This is a genomic window from Brevundimonas sp. TSRC1-1 (assembly GCF_049898245.1).
GTDB classification, from domain to species: Bacteria; Pseudomonadota; Alphaproteobacteria; order Caulobacterales; family Caulobacteraceae; genus Brevundimonas; species Brevundimonas mediterranea_A.
On record NZ_JAFCXI010000003.1, the window covers coordinates 611,392 to 628,692 of the forward strand.

Annotated in this window: 19 protein-coding genes and 1 riboswitch; of the genes, 14 read left to right on the forward strand and 5 right to left on the reverse strand. The window is 69.0% G+C overall.

Annotated elements, in window-relative coordinates; all coding sequences use genetic code 11:
- The 5 genes from ACP7CK_RS13105 (at position 1) to ACP7CK_RS13125 (ending at position 3,231) form a co-directional block, all read left to right on the forward strand.
- Positions 1–408 carry an MAPEG family protein gene (locus ACP7CK_RS13105; RefSeq protein WP_035307697.1) on the forward strand — a complete coding sequence of 136 codons (408 nt, stop codon included), beginning with the start codon at positions 1–3 and terminating at the stop codon, positions 406–408.
- A 54-nt stretch (positions 409–462) separates the two neighbouring features.
- Positions 463–1,830 carry a TldD/PmbA family protein gene (locus ACP7CK_RS13110; RefSeq protein WP_426026272.1) on the forward strand — a complete coding sequence of 456 codons (1,368 nt, stop codon included), beginning with the start codon at positions 463–465 and terminating at the stop codon, positions 1,828–1,830.
- Positions 1,827–2,621, forward strand: coding sequence for a 3'(2'),5'-bisphosphate nucleotidase CysQ (locus ACP7CK_RS13115; protein ID WP_426026273.1), 795 nt, complete (start codon positions 1,827–1,829; stop codon positions 2,619–2,621). The genes ACP7CK_RS13110 and ACP7CK_RS13115 overlap by 4 nt, the downstream gene beginning before the upstream one ends.
- A 93-nt stretch (positions 2,622–2,714) precedes the next feature.
- Positions 2,715–2,960, forward strand: coding sequence for a DUF4170 domain-containing protein (locus ACP7CK_RS13120; RefSeq protein WP_008262601.1), 246 nt, complete (start codon positions 2,715–2,717; stop codon positions 2,958–2,960).
- 67 nt (positions 2,961–3,027) lie between these two features.
- Entirely contained in the window at positions 3,028–3,231 is a 204-nt protein-coding gene (locus tag ACP7CK_RS13125) for a hypothetical protein (protein ID WP_035307695.1), read from the forward strand.
- Positions 3,232–3,298: 67 nt separating this feature from the next.
- Here the strand turns inward: ACP7CK_RS13125 and ACP7CK_RS13130 are convergent, their stop codons facing one another.
- On the reverse strand, positions 3,299–3,964 hold the full coding sequence (locus ACP7CK_RS13130; RefSeq protein WP_008264112.1) for a fused DSP-PTPase phosphatase/NAD kinase-like protein: 666 nt from the start codon (positions 3,962–3,964) through the stop codon (positions 3,299–3,301).
- A 31-nt stretch (positions 3,965–3,995) separates the two neighbouring features.
- On the reverse strand, positions 3,996–4,967 hold the full coding sequence (locus ACP7CK_RS13135) for a DMT family transporter (RefSeq protein WP_426026274.1): 972 nt from the start codon (positions 4,965–4,967) through the stop codon (positions 3,996–3,998).
- A 97-nt stretch (positions 4,968–5,064) separates the two neighbouring features.
- Positions 5,065–5,208: riboswitch (FMN riboswitch) on the reverse strand.
- A gap of 137 nt (positions 5,209–5,345) precedes the next feature.
- On the opposite strand from ACP7CK_RS13135, the gene ACP7CK_RS13140 reads away from it, so the two are divergent.
- From ACP7CK_RS13140 to lpxK, 4 genes are read left to right on the forward strand one after another with little or no spacing between them, the layout of a single operon-like run.
- Positions 5,346–7,175, forward strand: a complete 1,830-nt coding sequence (locus ACP7CK_RS13140; protein WP_426026275.1) for an ABC transporter ATP-binding protein — start codon at positions 5,346–5,348, stop codon at positions 7,173–7,175.
- Complete coding sequence (locus ACP7CK_RS13145; RefSeq protein ID WP_292148291.1) at positions 7,172–7,855, forward strand: lysophospholipid acyltransferase family protein; 684 nt, start codon at positions 7,172–7,174, stop codon at positions 7,853–7,855. Before ACP7CK_RS13140 ends, ACP7CK_RS13145 begins: the two co-directional genes overlap by 4 nt.
- Positions 7,852–9,156 carry a 3-deoxy-D-manno-octulosonic acid transferase gene (locus ACP7CK_RS13150; protein ID WP_372705948.1) on the forward strand — a complete coding sequence of 435 codons (1,305 nt, stop codon included), beginning with the start codon at positions 7,852–7,854 and terminating at the stop codon, positions 9,154–9,156. Before ACP7CK_RS13145 ends, ACP7CK_RS13150 begins: the two co-directional genes overlap by 4 nt.
- Positions 9,153–10,169 (forward strand): tetraacyldisaccharide 4'-kinase, encoded by a 1,017-nt coding sequence (gene lpxK, locus ACP7CK_RS13155; RefSeq protein ID WP_426026358.1) that lies wholly within the window; start codon positions 9,153–9,155, stop codon positions 10,167–10,169. The genes ACP7CK_RS13150 and lpxK overlap by 4 nt, the downstream gene beginning before the upstream one ends.
- Here the strand turns inward: lpxK and ACP7CK_RS13160 are convergent.
- Positions 10,154–11,479: an amidohydrolase family protein gene (locus tag ACP7CK_RS13160; protein WP_426026277.1), complete on the reverse strand. Its 1,326-nt coding sequence runs from the start codon at positions 11,477–11,479 to the stop codon at positions 10,154–10,156. The two genes, lpxK and ACP7CK_RS13160, sit on opposite strands and share 16 nt — an antisense overlap.
- A 156-nt stretch (positions 11,480–11,635) precedes the next feature.
- On the opposite strand from ACP7CK_RS13160, the gene ACP7CK_RS13165 reads away from it, so the two are divergent.
- Both ACP7CK_RS13165 and ACP7CK_RS13170 read left to right on the forward strand, forming a co-directional pair.
- Entirely contained in the window at positions 11,636–12,277 is a 642-nt protein-coding gene (locus ACP7CK_RS13165) for a murein L,D-transpeptidase catalytic domain family protein (RefSeq protein ID WP_426026278.1), read from the forward strand.
- Positions 12,278–12,380: 103 nt separating this feature from the next.
- On the forward strand, positions 12,381–12,710 hold the full coding sequence (locus ACP7CK_RS13170) for a hypothetical protein (protein ID WP_426026279.1): 330 nt from the start codon (positions 12,381–12,383) through the stop codon (positions 12,708–12,710).
- A 65-nt stretch (positions 12,711–12,775) separates the two neighbouring features.
- Here the strand turns inward: ACP7CK_RS13170 and purD are convergent, their stop codons facing one another.
- Positions 12,776–14,050: a phosphoribosylamine--glycine ligase gene (purD, locus tag ACP7CK_RS13175; RefSeq protein WP_426026280.1), complete on the reverse strand. Its 1,275-nt coding sequence runs from the start codon at positions 14,048–14,050 to the stop codon at positions 12,776–12,778.
- A gap of 56 nt (positions 14,051–14,106) precedes the next feature.
- On the reverse strand, positions 14,107–14,268 hold the full coding sequence (locus ACP7CK_RS13180; RefSeq protein WP_008261803.1) for a hypothetical protein: 162 nt from the start codon (positions 14,266–14,268) through the stop codon (positions 14,107–14,109).
- Between the two features lie 64 nt (positions 14,269–14,332).
- On the opposite strand from ACP7CK_RS13180, the gene xseA reads away from it, so the two are divergent.
- The 3 genes from xseA (at position 14,333) to ACP7CK_RS13195 (ending at position 17,239) form a co-directional block, all read left to right on the forward strand.
- A complete protein-coding gene (gene xseA / locus ACP7CK_RS13185; protein WP_426026282.1) occupies positions 14,333–15,934 on the forward strand; it encodes an exodeoxyribonuclease VII large subunit in 1,602 nt (533 codons plus the stop codon).
- A gap of 57 nt (positions 15,935–15,991) precedes the next feature.
- The gene (lspA, locus tag ACP7CK_RS13190) at positions 15,992–16,498 is read left to right on the forward strand and encodes a signal peptidase II (protein ID WP_035307679.1); all 507 of its coding nucleotides are present in this window, start codon (positions 15,992–15,994) and stop codon (positions 16,496–16,498) included.
- A 174-nt stretch (positions 16,499–16,672) separates the two neighbouring features.
- A complete protein-coding gene (locus ACP7CK_RS13195) occupies positions 16,673–17,239 on the forward strand; it encodes a DUF3035 domain-containing protein (protein ID WP_008261403.1) in 567 nt (188 codons plus the stop codon).
- Positions 17,240–17,301 lie beyond the last annotated feature (62 nt).

Below are 17,301 nucleotides of genomic sequence, written 5' to 3' on the forward strand. Positions count from 1 at the left end.
ATGACCACACCCCTGATGCAAGCCGTCCAGGCCGCCGCCCTGTGGAGCGGCCTGCTGATCCTGCTGATGCTGGTCCTGTCGGGGATAGTGGTCAGCGGGCGGCGCAAGCACATGGTCTCGTTCGGCGACGGCGGGAACCCCGATCTGGCGGCCGCGACCCGCGCCTTCGGCAACTGCGCCGAATATGCGGCGCCGGGCATGATCGCCATGCTGTTGCTGGCCGCCGTCGGCGCTCCGGCGTGGATGGTGCATGCCGTCGGCGCGACCCTGCTGGTCGGGCGCGTGGTCCATGCCCTGGGCCTGCTGTTCCAGACAGGACCCTCGCTGGGCCGTGTCATTGGCATGTTGCTGACCTGGGTGGCGCTGCTGACCGCCGCCGTCGGCCTGATCGCCTTCGCAGTCGTCTGATCCTGTTGCAGCGCAACAGGTTGCGGCGCGGCGGGGCGTCCGCCATATCGGGGCATGACCGACACCCTAGATGCGCCTGTTTCCACCGATCTTCTGCCCGATCTTCTGAATGACATCGTCCAGGCGGCCCTGAGGGCCGGCGCCGACGCCGCCGAGGCGGTCAGCGCCGATCGTCGGTCCCTGTCGGTCGGGGTGCGCAACGGCAAGCTGGAAGACGTGGAGCGTGAGGAATCGCGCGATCTGGGCCTGCGGGTCTTCGTCGGCCAGTGTCAGGCCTCGGTGTCGGCGTCGGACCTGTCGCCCGAAACCCGCACCCGCCTGGTGGAACGCGCCGTGGCCATGGCGCGCCTCGCGCCGGAAGATCCCCACGCCGGTTTCGCCCCCGAAGATCGGCTGGCGCGCGGGCCCTTCGTCGATCTGGACCTGTTCGATCCCAGCGAACGGACCGCCTTGATTCTGGAACAGGTTTCCGCCGAGGCCGAGACAGCGGCCCTGGCGGTCGAGGGCGTCGCCCGATCCGAGGGCGGGCATGCGTCCTGGTCGTCCAGCCAGTGGCGACTGGTCACCTCGCACGGGTTCGACGGCGACTATCGCGGTTCGGCCTTTTCGCTGGGCGTCGGGGTGATCGCCGAAAAGGACGGGGCCATGGAGCGTGGCGGCGAGAGCCGTTCGACCCGGCATCTGGCCGACCTGCCGGGCGCCGAGATCATCGGGCGCACGGCCGGCGAGCGCGCCGTAGCCCGGACCGGGGCGCGCAAGATCGCCTCGACCACCGCCCCCGTCATCTTCGACAACCGCATGGCCGGCCAGATCGTCTCGCCGGCCATCGGCGCCATTTCGGGACCGTCGATCGCGCGGGGCACCTCCTTCCTGAAGGACCGGATGGGCCAGAGGGTGTTCGCCGAAGGGGTGACCCTGATCGACGATCCGTTCCGGCCGCGCGGCCTGGGATCGACGCCGTTCGACGACGAAGGGGTCGCGGTCGAGCGGCGCGCCCTGTTCGACGACGGCGTCCTGACCACCTGGCTGCTGAACAGCGCCTCGGCCCGCCAACTGGGGCTGCAGTCCACCGGTCACGCCTCGCGCGGCCTGGCGGGACCGCCGGGGGTCGGAACCCACAATCTGCACATGGAGCCGGGCGACCGCGATCTGGCCGGCCTGATGGCCGATGCGGGGACGGGTCTGCTGGTCACGTCGATGTTCGGGCCGTCGCTCAACGGAAACACCGGCGACTGGTCCGCCGGGGTGTCCGGCTTCTGGTTCGAGAACGGCGAGATCGCCTATCCGGTCAACGAGGTTACGGTGGCCGGCAAGCTGCCCGAGCTTTATCTGCGCCTCCAACGCGGGTCGGACCTGGAGTTCCGGGGCGGGTTCAATGTGCCCAGCCTGATGTTCGACGCGGTGGCCATAGCGGGCAAATGATCGATCTAGCCTCAGATCTGGAGCTGATCCGCCAGGCGGCGATCGACGCCGGGGTGCTGGCGGTCGCAGAGCGCGAGGCCGGGCTGAGGATCGAGTCCAAGGTCGGCGGGTCGCCCGTCACCAGCGGCGACCTGGCGGTGGACGCCATGCTGAAGGACCGGCTGCTGGCCGCCCGGCCCGACTATGGCTGGCTGTCGGAAGAGACGGCGGACACGCCCGAACGCTTGTCGAAGCGCCGGATCTTCATCGTCGATCCGGTGGACGGCACGGTGGCCTATATGAAGCGCCAGCCCTGGTGGTGCGTGCCCATCGCGGTCGTCGAGGACGGCCAGGTGGTCGCCGCCGCCATCCATGCGCCCGAGGTTCAGGAAACCTATGCGGCGGCGCGCGGCGGCGGCGCGCAGCGCAATGGGGCCGTGATCCGGGCGTCCGACGCCGAGACCCTGGACGACGCCTCGGTGCTGGGCGATGCGCGGATGATCGAGGGGTCTCATTGGGACGAGCCCTGGCCGGTGCTGCGGTTCGCCAAGCGCAACGCCCTGGCCTACCGGATGGCCCTGGTCGCCGCCGGCGCCTTTGACGCCGCCCTGGCCCTGACGCCCAAATGGGACTGGGACGTGGCCGCGGGCAGCCTGATCGCCGAAGAGGCCGGCGCCCGCGTCACCGACCATCACGGCCGGCCGTGGCGGTTCAACCGACCCGATCCGCGTCAGGCCAGCCTGGTCTGCGCCGCCCCGGCCCTGCACCCGCTGATCGTTCGGCGCTGTAAAAACGTGCCGCTATCGACCTAGGGCCTGGGTTGAAAAACCCTGTCATACATTGATCCTTAGGCGTTCTGGGCCTATGCCCCGGCAAAAGCTCTCCCCAGACTTCAAGGACACCCGATGGTCGATCAATCCTCCGTCCCGCCCCAGCTGCTTCACCTCGTCATCGGCGGCGAACTGCGTCACCTGGGCGAGCCGACGTTCCGCGATCTTTCGCAAATCGAATTCGTCGGCGCCTTCGGCAGCTACGACGAAGCCAAGAAGGCCTGGAAGGCCCGCGCTCAGGCGACGGTCGACAACGCCCACATGCGCTATTTCATTCTGCACGCCCACAAGCTGATCGACCCGCGCGGCGACGCGGCCTGATCCTGCGACATCAGGGAGCCGAACCGGCTCCCTGATCCGACGTTGAAGTCTGGATGCGAGGAAGAAGATGAACCTGGAACCGCAACAGATCTTCCAACTGGTCAGCCTGCTGGCGGTGCTGGCCCTCTTCAGCATCTCGCTGCGCGGGCAGATCGGGTATGCGCGCTGGTTCAAGAAGTGGGAGGCCGACCGCAAGGCGCGGCGCGACGCCGAGCTTGATGCGGAAGCCCGCGAACGCGGAGACCAGCCCCCGAAAGGCCCCTGGGGCTGAGCCGCCGCTCCTTCACGCCCGTAACCCGGACTTGTTCCTAGGGTGACGGATGCAGAGACAGCGTGGCCTACTCCCGCTTCAGCAACTTCTCGGTCAGCAGCGTGCCCCACCAGCCGGCCTTGAACTCGGCGCGGATCGCCTTGGGGTCGTAGTCGGGGCTGTCGATCCAGTCGATGAAACTGATCCCGCGCGGCTCGATCTCGCTGACGTATTTCTCCAGCGTATAGTCCAGCACGCCGGTGAGGCCCTCGCGCGAGTGGAGGTACTTCTTCGACAGTTCCGCCATGGCGACCGAGATCGGTTCGCCCAGATGGAAGTGGCGATAGAAGACGGCCATCATGCCCGCCCGGTCCGCACCCGACTTGCAGTGGATCAGCACCGGGTATTCGATGGTCGTGAACAGGCGACGCGCGCGGTGAATCCGGTCCGTCTCGGGCGGGTCGCGCGAATCCAGCGGCGCGTCGATCAGGGTCAGGCCCAGGCGTTCGCAGGCTTCCTTCTCCAGCCAGTAATAGCCCTCGTCCCGCTGGCCGCGCAGATTGATGACGGTCTTGACGCCCTTCTTCTTCCAATAGGCCAACTGGCGCGGCGACGGCTGGTTGGTGCGCACAAGGTCTGGACCCAGCCAGTGGGCGTTGGAAAACGCCAGGCGCAGGAAGGCGTGGTCCGCCCAGAAATAATGCCAATGCGCCCGGAAACGGCCCATCGCGGTCGAAAGATCAAAGCGCGCCATGGCCGCCAGATAGCGATCCTGAGCCGCCGCGTCATCCTCCGCTTGCGACGGGGGCCGTGGCGGCCCCGCCCCGCGGCGCCCGACCCTCGATCCAGAAGATGAAGATCGAGGCGCCGACGATCAGGGCGGCGCCCGGCCAGAACCAGATCGAGGGCGTCTGGCCCAGCAGAAGCCAGCCCACGAGACCGGCCAGCGGCGCTTTCAGATCGGCGAAGGGCTGAAGATAGGCCGCGTCGGCCAGCCTGTAGGCGGAGGCCAGAAGATATTGCGCAGCGGCCGTCAGGCCGCCCAGGGCCAGCAACAGCAGCAGACCCGCGCCCTGCGGCAGGGCGAAGGCCAGGTCCGTCGCCACCCCGGCCGGAAGGGCGAAGGAGAAGGCGTTCGCCAAGAGCAGAAGCGCTAGATGGCTGGGCGTGATCAGGACCAGCAGGGATACGGTCAGGGTTTCGGGCGTCTCCTCCCGGGCCAACCATCGGGTCATCACATCGGTGACGGCCCAAAGGGCGGCGGCCAGGACCGGGGTCAGGGCGGCCCATCCCAGGCCTTCGGCTCCGACGCCTGAGACAATGACGGCGCCGATGAAGCCGGTCACCGCTGCGCCGATCCGCGAGGCCGACACCCGCTCCCCCAGAAACAGGGTCGAGCCGATGATGACGAACAGGGGGCCGGTCGCCAACAGCGTCACCATCTGCCAGATCGGCACGCCCGAGACGAAGCCGTAGACGAAGACGTGCACACCCAGGGCCGATGCAAAGGCGCGGATCAGATGCGCCAGGGGCCGGCGCGTCTTCAGCTTGTCCAGTCCGATCCGCACCACGATCGGCAGCATCAGGACCGAAGCGATCAGATATTGCCAGAAGGCCATGCCCGTCGAACTCATGCCGAACTGGCGCGGCAGGACCGATTGCAGGGTGTTGCCACCGGCGAAGACAAGACTGGCCGACAGCATCAACAGCGCGCCCCAGGCGGCGGCGCGGGAGGAAGGCGAGGAAATCTGGTTCAATGGTCGTCCTTTCCGTAACCAGTTTTCCAGGGTTACGGGCGACGACGCGCCGCGCCCGCCGCTCAAGCACGAGCGACGAACGCCGCGAGGCGTTGGGTCCCGTTCTCTTTCATCCGGACTATACCGTCGGCCCCGGAATCACACCGGATCTGCTGACCTCCCCAAGCCGGGGGAGCGCTCGCGGGCTTGGCGTCGCCGCCTTACCGCCGGTGGGGAATTGCACCCCGCCCTGAGAACACTGCAGGCGAACCTGCGCACCCTACTTAGAAAAAGGCCGCTCGATCTTCAACCTGATCCGGGCCGACGAGGAGGGGCGTCCGCTGACGCCTTCGCCTGACAAGCCTTGACTTGAGGAGCGGCTCGGACGACCGAAGGCCGATGACCGCGCCCGCTTCCGAGACCATGCCCCTGCGCGCCCTGCTGGCGCGGATCTGGCGCGATTACCTGTCCCGGCACAAGGGATCGCTGATCCTTTCGGTGCTGTGCGCGGCGATGACGGGCCTGCTGACGGCGGCCCTGCTGAAGTTGCTGGAACCGGCGGTGAACGGCCTGTTCCTGGGCGGGACCGAACCGATCAGCCTGTTCGGGGTCGTCAGCTTCCCCGCAGACAGGGCCATCATCTGGATTCCGGCCGCCATCCTGGCGGTCGCGGTGATGCGGACCCTGGCGGCGCTGGGCCAGGCGGCCCTGGTCAACCGGCTGGGTCACACGATCGTCGGCGACATCCAGATCCGTCTGTTCGGGGCCATGATCCGCGCCGATCTGGCCCGGTTGCGCAGCCAGCATTCGGGCGGCTTCGTCTCGTCGGTTCTGTTCGACGCCAATATGGTGCGCGAGGCCTTCACCTCGGGCGTGGTCAACTACACCCAGAACCTGCTGACCCTGATCGCCGTGCTGATCTATATGGGCTTCATCGACTGGCAGCTGACCATGGTGGTGCTGCTGGGGGTGCCGCTGGTGGCGCTGGTGCTGCGCCGGTTCGGGCGCAAGACCCGCAAGGCCGCGCAAGGCGCCATGGCCGAGACCGAGAACCTGTCCACCGCCCTGATGGAGAATCTGGACGGGGTTCGCCTGATCAAGATCGAGAACCGCGAGGCGGCCGAGCAGGACCGCGTCGCAGAGGTGGTGGCCCGTCGCCAGCGCCACGTCATCAAGGGCGCCAACGCCCGCGCCTTCGCGGGACCGTCCAGCGATCTGGTGGCCTATATCGTTGTCGCCGCCGTCATGGCCTATGCCGGATGGCGGGCGCAGTCGGGCGAGATGACGGTCGGCGGTTTCGCCGCCTTCATCGGCATGTTGCTGGCCGCCGGTCAGGCCCTGCGGCAGGTCACGAATCTGGCGACGGTCATGAGCGAGGGCTTCACCGCCGCTCGCCGCCTGTTCGGCGCCCTGGACATTGAGCCGGAAATCCGTGAGGCGGCTGACGCCAAGGCCCTGCCGTCCGGCCCGGTCGAGGTGGCGCTGGATCAGGTGTCCTTCGCCTATGCGGGGACGGACGCGCCGACTCTGGATGCGGTCTCGCTGCGGGTCGCGCCGGGCGAGACGGTCGCCCTGGTCGGCCCCTCCGGCGGCGGCAAGAGCACCATCCTCAGCCTTCTGCCGCGCTTCTATGACGTCACGGCCGGGGCGGTGCGGCTGAACGGGATAGACATCCGTCAGGTGCGGATCAACGACCTACGCGACCATATCGCCCTGGTGACGCAGGAGCCCTTCCTGTTCGACGACACCATCGCCGCCAACATCGCCTATGGGCGGCCGGGCGCCACGCAAGCCCAGATCGAGGACGCCGCGCGATCCGCCGCCGCCCATGACTTCATCACCGCCCTGCCCGAGGGGTATGACACCCGCGCCGGCGAGGCGGGCCTGCGGCTGTCGGGCGGGCAGCGCCAGCGGATCGCCATCGCCCGCGCCTTCCTGAAGGACGCGCCGATCCTGCTGCTGGACGAGGCGACCAGCGCCCTGGACACCGAGAGCGAGGCCCTGGTCCAGGCGGCGCTGGAGCGGTTGATGGAAGGGCGCGCCACCCTGATGATCGCCCACCGTCTGTCGACCGTTCGCAACGCCGACCGCATCTATGTGATCGAGGCCGGACGCGTGGTGGAGGAAGGCCCGCACGTCGTCCTGGTCGCGCGCGGCGGCCTCTATTCCCGACTGGCCCGCCAGCAGTCTCTGGACGGGACGCCGCCCACGGTCGAGACCGTCGCGTGAGGCCGCTGCGCAACCCGGTGATCCAGTCCGTCCTGGCCTGGACGCTGGCGCAGTGGATGCAGTTCTGCTTCGCCACCATCCGCTGGACCCACGAGAACCAGACGGTCGCCGAACAGGTCTGGGCTCAGGGCGGCGGCGTGCTTTGCGTCTTCTGGCATTCGCGGATCGGCCTGGCCCCGGCGTCGTGGCCGCTGGAACGGGCGCAACCGGCGAAGGGGCTGATCTCGCTGTCGGCCGACGGCGAGTTCATCGCCAAGGCCGTGGCGCGTCAGGGCTTTCCCGCCGTCCGCGGTTCGTCGGCCAACAAGGACAAGGCCGACCGGGCCAAGGGCGGGTCGCAGGCCCTGCGCGACGGCTTGAAACAGTTGAAGATCGGCGCCCTGGCCGTGACGCCCGACGGGCCGCGCGGCCCGGCCAATACCATGGCCGAAGGCCTGCCCCTGATGGCGAAACTGTCGAAGGCGCCGGCCCTGTTCATAGGCCTGTCGTGCAATCCGGCGATCCGCCTGAACAGCTGGGACCGCGCCGTCCTGCCCCTGCCCTTCGGCAAGGGGGCGATCGTCTGGGACCGCGCCGAATTCCCCGAGGGCGGCGACATGGCCGCCGTCATCGAGGACTGGACGGCCCGCATGAACGGGGTCGAGGCGCGGGCTGACGCGATCACGGGGCTGAAGCCGTGACGCCCCTGCCGCTGCTGGCCTATCGACTGCTGACCCGCGCGCTGGAGCCGCTCGCCCCGCGCCTGCTGGACGCCCGCGCGCACAGGGGCAAGGAAGACCCCGCGCGCGTCGACGAGCGGCTGGGCTTCACCCGCGCCGAACGACCCGCCGGCGATCTGGTCTGGCTGCACGGCGTCAGCGTGGGCGAAACCCTGTCGCTGCTGCCCCTGGTCGAACGGTTCGTGAAGACCCGGCCGGACCTGACGGTGCTGGTGACATCGGGCACCGTGACCTCGGCCCGGATCCTGGCCGAACGGCTGCCCAAGGGCGTCATCCACCAGTATGCGCCGGTCGACGGGCCCGGCGTCGTGGCGCGGTTTCTGGATCATTGGCGGCCCAGCCTGGCGATCTTCGTCGAGAGCGAACTGTGGCCGAACATGCTGCTGGAGGCGCATCGGCGCGGCGTCAAACTGGCGCTGGTCAGCGCACGGATCACCGAGAAGACGGTCGAGGGCTGGGCGCGGTTTCCGGCCTCGGCGCGGGCGCTGACCGGGGTCTTCGACCTGGTCCTGCCCCAGGATCAGGCGTCGGGTGAGCGATTGGAGCGCCTGGGCGCGCGGATCGACGGCCTGGTCAATCTGAAGCTGGCGGGCGACGCCCTGCCCCATGACGCCGCCGCCTTCAGCCGCCTGAGCGCCGCCATCGGGGACCGGCCGGTGGTCGTCGCCGCCAGCACCCATGAAGGCGAAGAGATCGCCATTGTCCGCGCCCTGGATAAGCTGGCGGACCGCGCCTGCCTGATCCTGGCGCCGCGCCATCCGGAACGGGGACCGCATATCGCCACAGCCCTGCAGCGAGAGGGCGTGGCCTTCGCCATGCGGTCGCGGGGCGAGACCATCGGTCGAGACACCGACGTCTATCTGGCCGACACCCTGAACGAGATGGGGCTGTTCCTGCGGTTGGCGGATGTGGTGGTGATGGGCGGATCTTTCGCCCCTGCCCTGGGCCTGCCTGCGGTGGGCGGGCACAATCCGCTGGAGCCGGCGCGGCTGGCGCGGCCGACCATCACCGGACCCGACGCCTCCAACTGGGCCACCGTGACCTCGGCCCTGGCCCAGGCCGGAGGTTTGGTCCTGGTTCAGGCGCCCTGGGACCTGCCCGGCGCGGTCGAGCCCTTGCTGGCCGATCCTGCAGCGGCCAAGGCCATGGGCGAGCGCGCCCGGCGCGCCGCCGCCGAAGCGGGCGGCGGATTGGACCGGTTGTGGGCCTTCCTGTCGCCGCTGACGCCGAAAACGGCGACCAGGACGGGTTCTGGCCGATGAAGCTGAACACCCCCCGCTGGTGGTATGTCCGCGACCGCAGCCACGCCCGGCTGACCCGCACCCTGCTGAAGCCCCTCGGCTGGATCTGGGCCGGCGTCACGGCGCGGCGGATCGCGCGGGCGGTCCCGGTCGATCCCGGCTGTGCGGTGATTTCGGTCGGCAATCTGACGGTGGGCGGATCGGGCAAGACGCCGGTGGCGCGCGAGGTGTTGCGACTGCTGCGGACGGCAGGCGTAGAGGCTCAGGCCCTGTCGCGCGGCTACGGCGGGCGGCTGGAGGGGCCGGTGCGCGTCGATCTGCAGATCCATACCGCCGAGGACGTCGGCGACGAGCCCCTGATGCTGGCGCAAGCCTCGCCCGCCTGGATCGCGCGGGATCGGGTCGCGGGCGCGCGGGCGGCGGCGGCCGAGGGCGCGCAGGTGCTGGTGCTGGACGACGGCCATCAGAACCCCGCCTTGAAGAAGACTGTCAGCCTGATCGTCGTGGACGGCGAGACGCGCGAGGACGAATGGCCGTTCGGCGACGGCTCGGTGTTTCCATCCGGCCCGATGCGCGAGCCCCTGGCGGCGGGACTGGCGCGCGCCGACGCCGTGGTGGTGATGCTGCCCGCCGATGTCGCGACGGCCGATCCCGAACTGGTCGCGACCTTCGGCGTCCTGCCCGTCTTCCTGTGCCGCCTGACGCCCGAGGGTCCGCCGCCGGCCGGGCCGCAGGTCGGCTTCGCCGGCATCGCCAAGCCCTGGAAGGTCGAGCGGTCGCTGAAGGCGGCGGGCTGCGACCTGGCGGACTTCGTCCCCTTCCCGGACCATGCGGCCTATAGACCCGAGGACATGGCCTTCCTGCGGGCGCGGGCGGCGGTGTTCCAGGCCGGTCTGGTCACGACGGAAAAGGACTGGGTCCGGCTGACGCCCGACCAGCGGGCCGATGTGACGGCCTGGCCGGTGGTCGCCCGCTTCGAGGATCAGGCGGGGTTCGCCGCCTTCCTGAACGCCCGTCTTCAGTCGGCGCGATAGACGGCTCCGCCCTTCATCACGAACTTCATCCGCTCCAGCTCGGTCACGTCCGTCAGCGGATCGCCCGACACCGCGACGATGTCGGCCGGCATGCCGGGCGCGATCTTTCCGGCCTCGCTGGAAATCCGCAGATGTTCGGCGGCCCCGACGGTGGCCGCCTGGATCGCCTCCAAGGGCGTCAGGCCGGCGCGGACCAGAAGCGCGAACTCCTGAGCATTGTCGCCATGGGCCGAGACGCCGCTGTCCGTGCCGAAGGCGATCCTTACCCCGCCCTCATGCGCGCGGCGCGCCATGTCCAGCATCTTTGGCCCCGCCTCCAGCGCCTTGGCGGTCTGGGCCGGTGTGAAGAAGTTGTTGGGGCCCGAGGCGATGCGGGCGACGAAATCGCCGGCCAACAGCGTGGGCACCAGCCAGGCGCCGTTGGCCTTGAACAGGCGGATCGACTGGTCGTCCAGATAGGTGCCGTGTTCGATGGAGTCGCCGCCCGCGCGCAGGAAGGCGTTGATCCCGTCCACGCCGTGGGCATGGGCCGTGACCTGGCGGCCCATGCGGTGGGCGCTGTCGACGATGGCGGTCAGTTCGGGGTCGCTGAACTGCTGGCCCAGACCCGCAGCGGTGTTGGACAGGACTCCGCCCGTGGCCGTGATCTTGATGATGTCGGCGCCGGCCCGGACCTGGGTGCGGACGGCGCGCATACAGTCGTCCGCCCCCGAACAGATGCTCTCGGACGACAGCAGATGCATGACGTCGTCGCGATAGCCGTTGATGTCGCCATGGCCGCCATGGATGGAGACCGACGATCCCGACGCGATGATGCGCGGTCCCGGCACGTCGCCGTTCCGCACTGCGTTTCTCAGGGCGAAGATCGCCTGATTGCCCGCGCCCAGGTCTGCGACGGTGGTGAAGCCCGCCATCAGGGTGCGGCGGGCGTAGCGGGCGCCCACCATGGCCTGATCGGCGTCGGACAAGGTGACCTCTTCCAGACGGGAATTGGGGTTCTGCTGGCCCGTCAGATGGACGTGGCTGTCGATCAGTCCCGGCAGGACGAAGGCGGTCCGCAGGTCGATGACCTGCCCTTGCGCCGGGTCGCCGACGAAGCCGTCACGCACCTCGACGACCTGGTTCCCTCTGATCACGAGAGTTTTACCGCGCTGCACAACGCCGTTCGACGGGTCGGCCAGCAATCGCCCGGCCTCGACGAACATCGTCGTCGGCTCTGAAGAAACCCCAACCCCTGCGGGGCTTTGCTGCGCCGCCGCGCCTGCGGACAACGCCCCCCATGCCGCCATCGCCAGACCGAAACGCTTCATCGATTTCTCCCCCAAACAGGTGCGCCGCAAAATCGCCCCACAAGGCCAAGGTTGCTTCGCCCGTAACCATTTGAAACAAACACGCCTGAAGACCAACCGCAACGAGGGCGTCGCATGCGGCTATCGAGACGAGGGCTTATTCTGGGCGGATCGGCCATGTTGGCGGGTTGCGCCAGCGCGAGCGCCAAGGCCCCGCTCACCACCGCCGCGACAGTCGCGCCGGTCGTCCCCCCTGCGGCGCCGATCCAGACCGTAAGCGTGACGCCTCCGCCGCTGGATCCGCGGGGTCATGTCCGCAAGGAACTGATGGAACGCGCCATGACGGCGTTGGACGTCCACCACCACAAGATCCCGCTTCGCGACCGCATGTATCTGGTCGATTTCCAGAAATTCTCGGGCGAAGAGCGGCTGTACGAGGTCGATCTGGTCGCCGGCGAGGTCAAGGTCCTGCGCACCTGCCACGGTCGCGGTTCCGACCCCAGCCACTCAGGTTACGCCCAGCGCTTCTCCAATACGCCGGATTCCAACATGTCCTCGGTCGGCGCCTACGCCACCGCCGGCGCCAGCTGGGGGTCGCAACAGGGGCCGAACGTCCTGCTGGACGGGCTGGAATATTCAAACGACAAGGCCCGCGAGCGGGCCATCATCATCCACGGCGCCGACTACGCCGACCCGGACTTCCTGGCGCGCGAAGGCAAGCTGGGTCGCAGCTACGGCTGTTTCTCGGTCGCCCACACCGATCTGCCCGAACTGCGCGAACGCATGGGCGAAGGCCGGCTGCTGTTCGCCTGGGCGTAAGGCTCAGGTCCGGGTTTTAGCCTTTGGCTGACGGCCAAGGCCCAAACGCCATACGCGTAAACACCGGCACCTCGACGCCTTTGCTGCGGTCAAAACGCGAAACATGCACCGCCGGCGCGTTGACGTGCGCCAGCCATATGTCGCCGCCTCCAGGCCCGAACGCCTGGATTTCTACGATCTCGCCTCGGAAGACGTCCTCCAAAATTCCAACGGCTTCGGTAACGGCCTCCACGCGAACTCGCGCTCTTCGCAGGAAGACGAAGGCGCCACCGACCGATGGACCGATTACCACGCCAGTTTTGACGCCCTTGTCGCGCCAGATAAGCAGACCCTCGTCCCCGAAGACCTTCAGACGCGGAAGCGGCGACTGGTATTTGAACTCGGACGCAATCCGCTCAAGGAACTCGCCTGCCGTGAGTTTGCGACGAACTGACATGGGCCGGGTTGGAAGCTTTGCCGCTGTTTCGTCAAATCAAAACCGAAGGTTGGTTGTTGGAGTCAGCCCCGGTCTAGGGCCCGCCAGCCGATATCGGAGCGGTTGAAGCCGCCGGGCCAGTCGATCTTCCGGATGGCGGCATAGGCGCGTTCGCGGGCCTGGGCGATGTCGTCGCCCTCGGCGCAGACGTTCAGGACGCGGCCGCCGGCGGCGCACAGCTGGCCATCTTCGCGGCGTCGGGTCCCGGCGTGGAAGACCTGGACGTGGGGGCCGAAGTCCTGATCGACGCCGCGAATGATCGACCCCTCCAGCGGGCTGTCGGGATAGCCCTTCGCCGCCATGACCACGCAGATCACCGTCTGGGGCTTGAAGGCCGGGGACGGCAGGCCGGAGACGTCGCCCCGCGCGCAGCCCAGCAGATAGGGGACGATGTCCCCGGCCATCCGCATCATCAGCACCTGGCATTCGGGATCGCCGAAGCGGGCGTTGAACTCGACGACCTTGGGGCCGTCGGCCGTGGCCATCAGGCCGGCGTAGAGAACGCCGCGATAGGGGGCGCCCTCCTCGGCCATCTTGCGGATGGTGGGCTGGACGATGAGTTCGTCGGCCTGTTGCACCAGGTCGGCGGTGAAGACCGGGGCGGGCGAATAGGCGCCCATGCCGCCGGTGTTGGGACCGGTGTCGCCGTCGAAGGCGCGCTTGTGGTCCTGGGCGCCGCCGAACAGGACGGCGCGCTGGCCGTCGCACAGGGCGAACAGCGAGCCCTCCTCGCCGTCCATGAACTCCTCGATCACGACGCGGGCGCCGGCGGCGCCGAAGCGGCCGCCCAGCATGCGTTCGATCTCGGCCTCGGCGTCGGCGCGATCCGGGCTGATGGCCACGCCCTTGCCGGCGGCCAGGCCGTCGGCCTTGATGACATAGGGGGGCTTGAACACGTCCAGAGCGGCCTTGGCGTCCTTGACCGTGTCATAGACGCCGTAGCCGGCGGTGGGGATTTCGTGGCGTTCCAGGAAGGCCTTGGAAAAGGCCTTGGACACCTCCAGCTGGGCCGCCTTGGCGGTGGGGCCGAAACAGGGGATGCCGGCCGAGGCCAGACGGTCGGCGAGACCGGCGGCCAGGGCGACCTCCGGCCCGACCACGACCAAGTCCGCCTTGATCTCGCGGGCCAGGGCGGCGAGGCCCTCCGCGTCGTCGGCCTTGACCGAACGGAGCTCGCACAGCTTCTCGATGCCCGGATTGCCGGGGGCGGCGACGAGGCGGGTGACCAGCGGCGACTGGGCGATCTTCCAGGCCAGGGCGTGTTCGCGCCCGCCCGATCCGACGAGGAGAATAATCATGAAGTCGGCAATGACGGGCCTGCGCCGGGCGGTCAAGCGTCCGCCGGGCGGAAGCGTCAGAACAGGGCGGAAAGGACGTAGACGACCAGGCCGATCAGGGCGATCCCGCCGATGATCAGCCAGGGGCTCAAGGCGCCGCCCGCCCCGCTGCGACGCATGAGGTCGCGCTCGCGCGGGTCGCGGTCGTCCGGATCGGTTCCTTGGGGGTCGGCGGCCATGAAAGCCGAACGGGGCGGCGTCGATCCTGTTCCCGCAAGAGGCGACGCAGGCTAGGATGGGCCGATGAGCGACGACTCCTATGTGTTCGAAGGCCCGGCCGAGGCCGCCGCCCCGCGCGACAACAATCCGCCCCTGTCGATCTCCGAACTGTCCTTCGCCCTGAAGCGGACGCTGGAGGAGCGATTCGGCCATGTGCGGCTGAGGGGCGAGGTGTCCAAGGTCAATCGTCACGCCTCGGGCCACATCTATCTGACCCTGAAGGACGACAAGTCGGCCATCGACGGAGTGATCTGGAAGGGATCGGTGCGCGGCCTGGGCGTCCAGCCGGAGGCGGGGCTGGAGGTCATCGTCACCGGCAAGATCACCTCGTATCCGGCGCGGTCGTCGTACCAGATCGTGATCGAGAGCATGGAGGCGGCCGGGGCCGGCGCCCTTTTGGCGCAACTCGAGCGGCTGAAGGTCCGGCTGCGCGAAGAGGGCCTGTTCGAGCCGGGGCGCAAGAAGCCCCTGCCCCAGTTCCCCCGCACCATCGGCGTCATCACCAGCCCGACGGGCGCCGTGATCCGCGACGTCCTGCACCGGATCGCCGAACGCTGGCCCTGCCGGGTGATCGTCTGGCCCGTGGTGGTCCAGGGCGAGGCGGCGTGCGGCCAGGTGTCGAACGCCATCCGCGGCTTCGACGCGATGACTGTCGATGGGCCGATCCCCCGCCCCGACCTGTTGATCGTGGCCCGTGGGGGCGGCTCGGTCGAGGACCTGTGGTGCTTCAACGACGAGGGACTGGCGCGGACGGTGGCGGCGGCGCGGATCCCGATCATCTCGGCCGTGGGGCATGAGACGGACACCACCTTGATCGACTTCGTGTCCGACCGGCGCGCGCCGACCCCCACCGGGGCGGCCGAGATCGCGACGCCGGTGCTGGCGGACCTGAGATATGCGGTCGCCGACCTGGACCGGCGGATGGTCCTGGCGGGGGGGCGGCTGATCGAGGATCGGCGCACGCGGCTGCGCGCCGTGGCGCGGGGTCTGCCGGCGCGGCCGGAGGATCTGCTGGCCCTGGCGCAGCAGCGACTGGACAACGCCGCCAGCCGGCTGGGTTCGGGGCTGCAACGCAATGTCGCCCTGCACGAACGGCATCTGGCCGTGACGGGCGGCAAGCTGAGCCCCGCCCTGTTGCGGGCGCGGATCGAGCGAGGACAGGACCGGTTGCGCGGCGCGGGCGACCGGCTGGGCGCCGCCTTGCAAGCCGGCGTGGCGCGCGGCGAGCGGCGGCTGCTTCAGGTTTCGGCGCGACTGTCGCCCGCCCCCCTGCATCGTCGGCTGGACCAACGCGAGGCGCGGTTGCAGGCGCTTGGGGCGCGGCTGGACGGCGCCATGCCGCGTCGGCTGGAACGGGACGCGGATCGGCTGGCAGGCCTGACGCGCGCCCTGGCCACGCTGGACCCCGGCCGGCCCAAGCCCGGCTTCGCGCGGGTGGAAAATCCGGACGGCGACTGGATCACTTCCGCGGCGACGCTGGAGGCGGGCCAGGCGGTGCGTCTTGTGTTCGGTGACGGCGCAATGGGCGCGATCATCGACGGCGGCGACGGCCGTGCAGCGTCCGCCCCGGCGCGGCCGGCGCCTCGGCCCAAGCCTGCCGCGCCGGGGCAAGGCGACCTGTTCTGACCGGTTCCGTCCGTTTTCCGCTTCGCCCCGGCGGCGCTTCCTGCTAACCGCCGCCCCATGAAGATCCCTCGCATCGCCCTGGCCGCCTATGGCTTCGCCCTTCTGATCATCGTGCTGGACCAGTGGACCAAGGCCTGGATTCTGGGCCTGCCCGACGTCGCATCGATCAGCCAGATCCCGCCCGGCTATGTCTTCGCCGAGGTGCTGCCGCCGATCCTGCGCTTCACCTTTGTTCAGAACACCGGCGTCAGCTTCGGCCTGTTCGGCGGGGGCGAGGCGCGCTGGGGGCTGACCATCTTCTCAGTCATCGTCTCGGCCGGCCTGGCCTGGTGGGCGACCCAGTCGAATCGCCGCCTGCTGATCACCGCCATCGGTTTCGTCATGGGCGGGGCCCTGGGCAATGTCATCGACCGGGTCCGCTTCGGCTATGTGGTCGATTTCATCGACTTCTCCGGCACGGGCGTCTTCCCCTGGGTGTTCAACATCGCCGACAGCGCCATCACCATCGGCGTCATTCTGCTGATTCTGGACAGCTTCCTGTCCGACAAGGCCGCCAAGGCCTGAAACCGGCTTTCGACTGATCCAAAGCCCGTTTCACGGCCTCGGCGAGATCGCCGGCGCAGCGGATCAGGCTCGAAGGTTGGCGCGGCCCCCGAAAAGTCGTAATCACCCCGTCTTCACTATGCCAACAACGCCCGTAGAGGCGTTTCGAGCATCAGCCGATCAGAGCCTGAACCCATGCGTATCCGCAGCGTCGCCGTACTGACCCTCGCCGCCTCCGCCGCGCTCGCCGTGTCGGCCTGCGGCAGCCTCAAGCAAGGCATCGGCCTGACCAAGGTCGTGCCGGACGAGTTCGTGACCGTCTCCACCGCCCCGCTCAGCGTCCCGCCCGAGTACGGCCTTCGCCCGCCCGCACCCGGCCAGCCGCGTCCGCAGGAACTCGCGCCTGAAAGCGCCGCCCGTCAGATTCTGCTGGGTCAGCGCCAGGCCGTCACCCGCACCCCGGGCGAGCAGGTCCTGGTCGCCCAGGCCGGCGCCGACCAGGCCGATCCCCTGGCCCGTTACGTCGTCGACGACGAGTTCGGCGACATCGCGCACAAGGACGAAAGCTTCGCCAACCGCCTGATGTTCTGGCGCAAGGATGACGCATCGACCCAGGCGCCGACCGTCCGCCAGACCTCGGAAGGTCAGACAACGATCGACGCCACGACCGAGGCCGCGCGTCTTCAGGCCCTGACCGGCGGCCAACAGGCCATCACCATCACCCCGCGTCGCAGCGGCGGCTTCAAGCTGCCCGGTCTCTAAGACCTCTTCGCCTCTTTTCTAAGGACGCCTGCCACGGCGTTGGTCCTCTCGCTGTCGGAAGA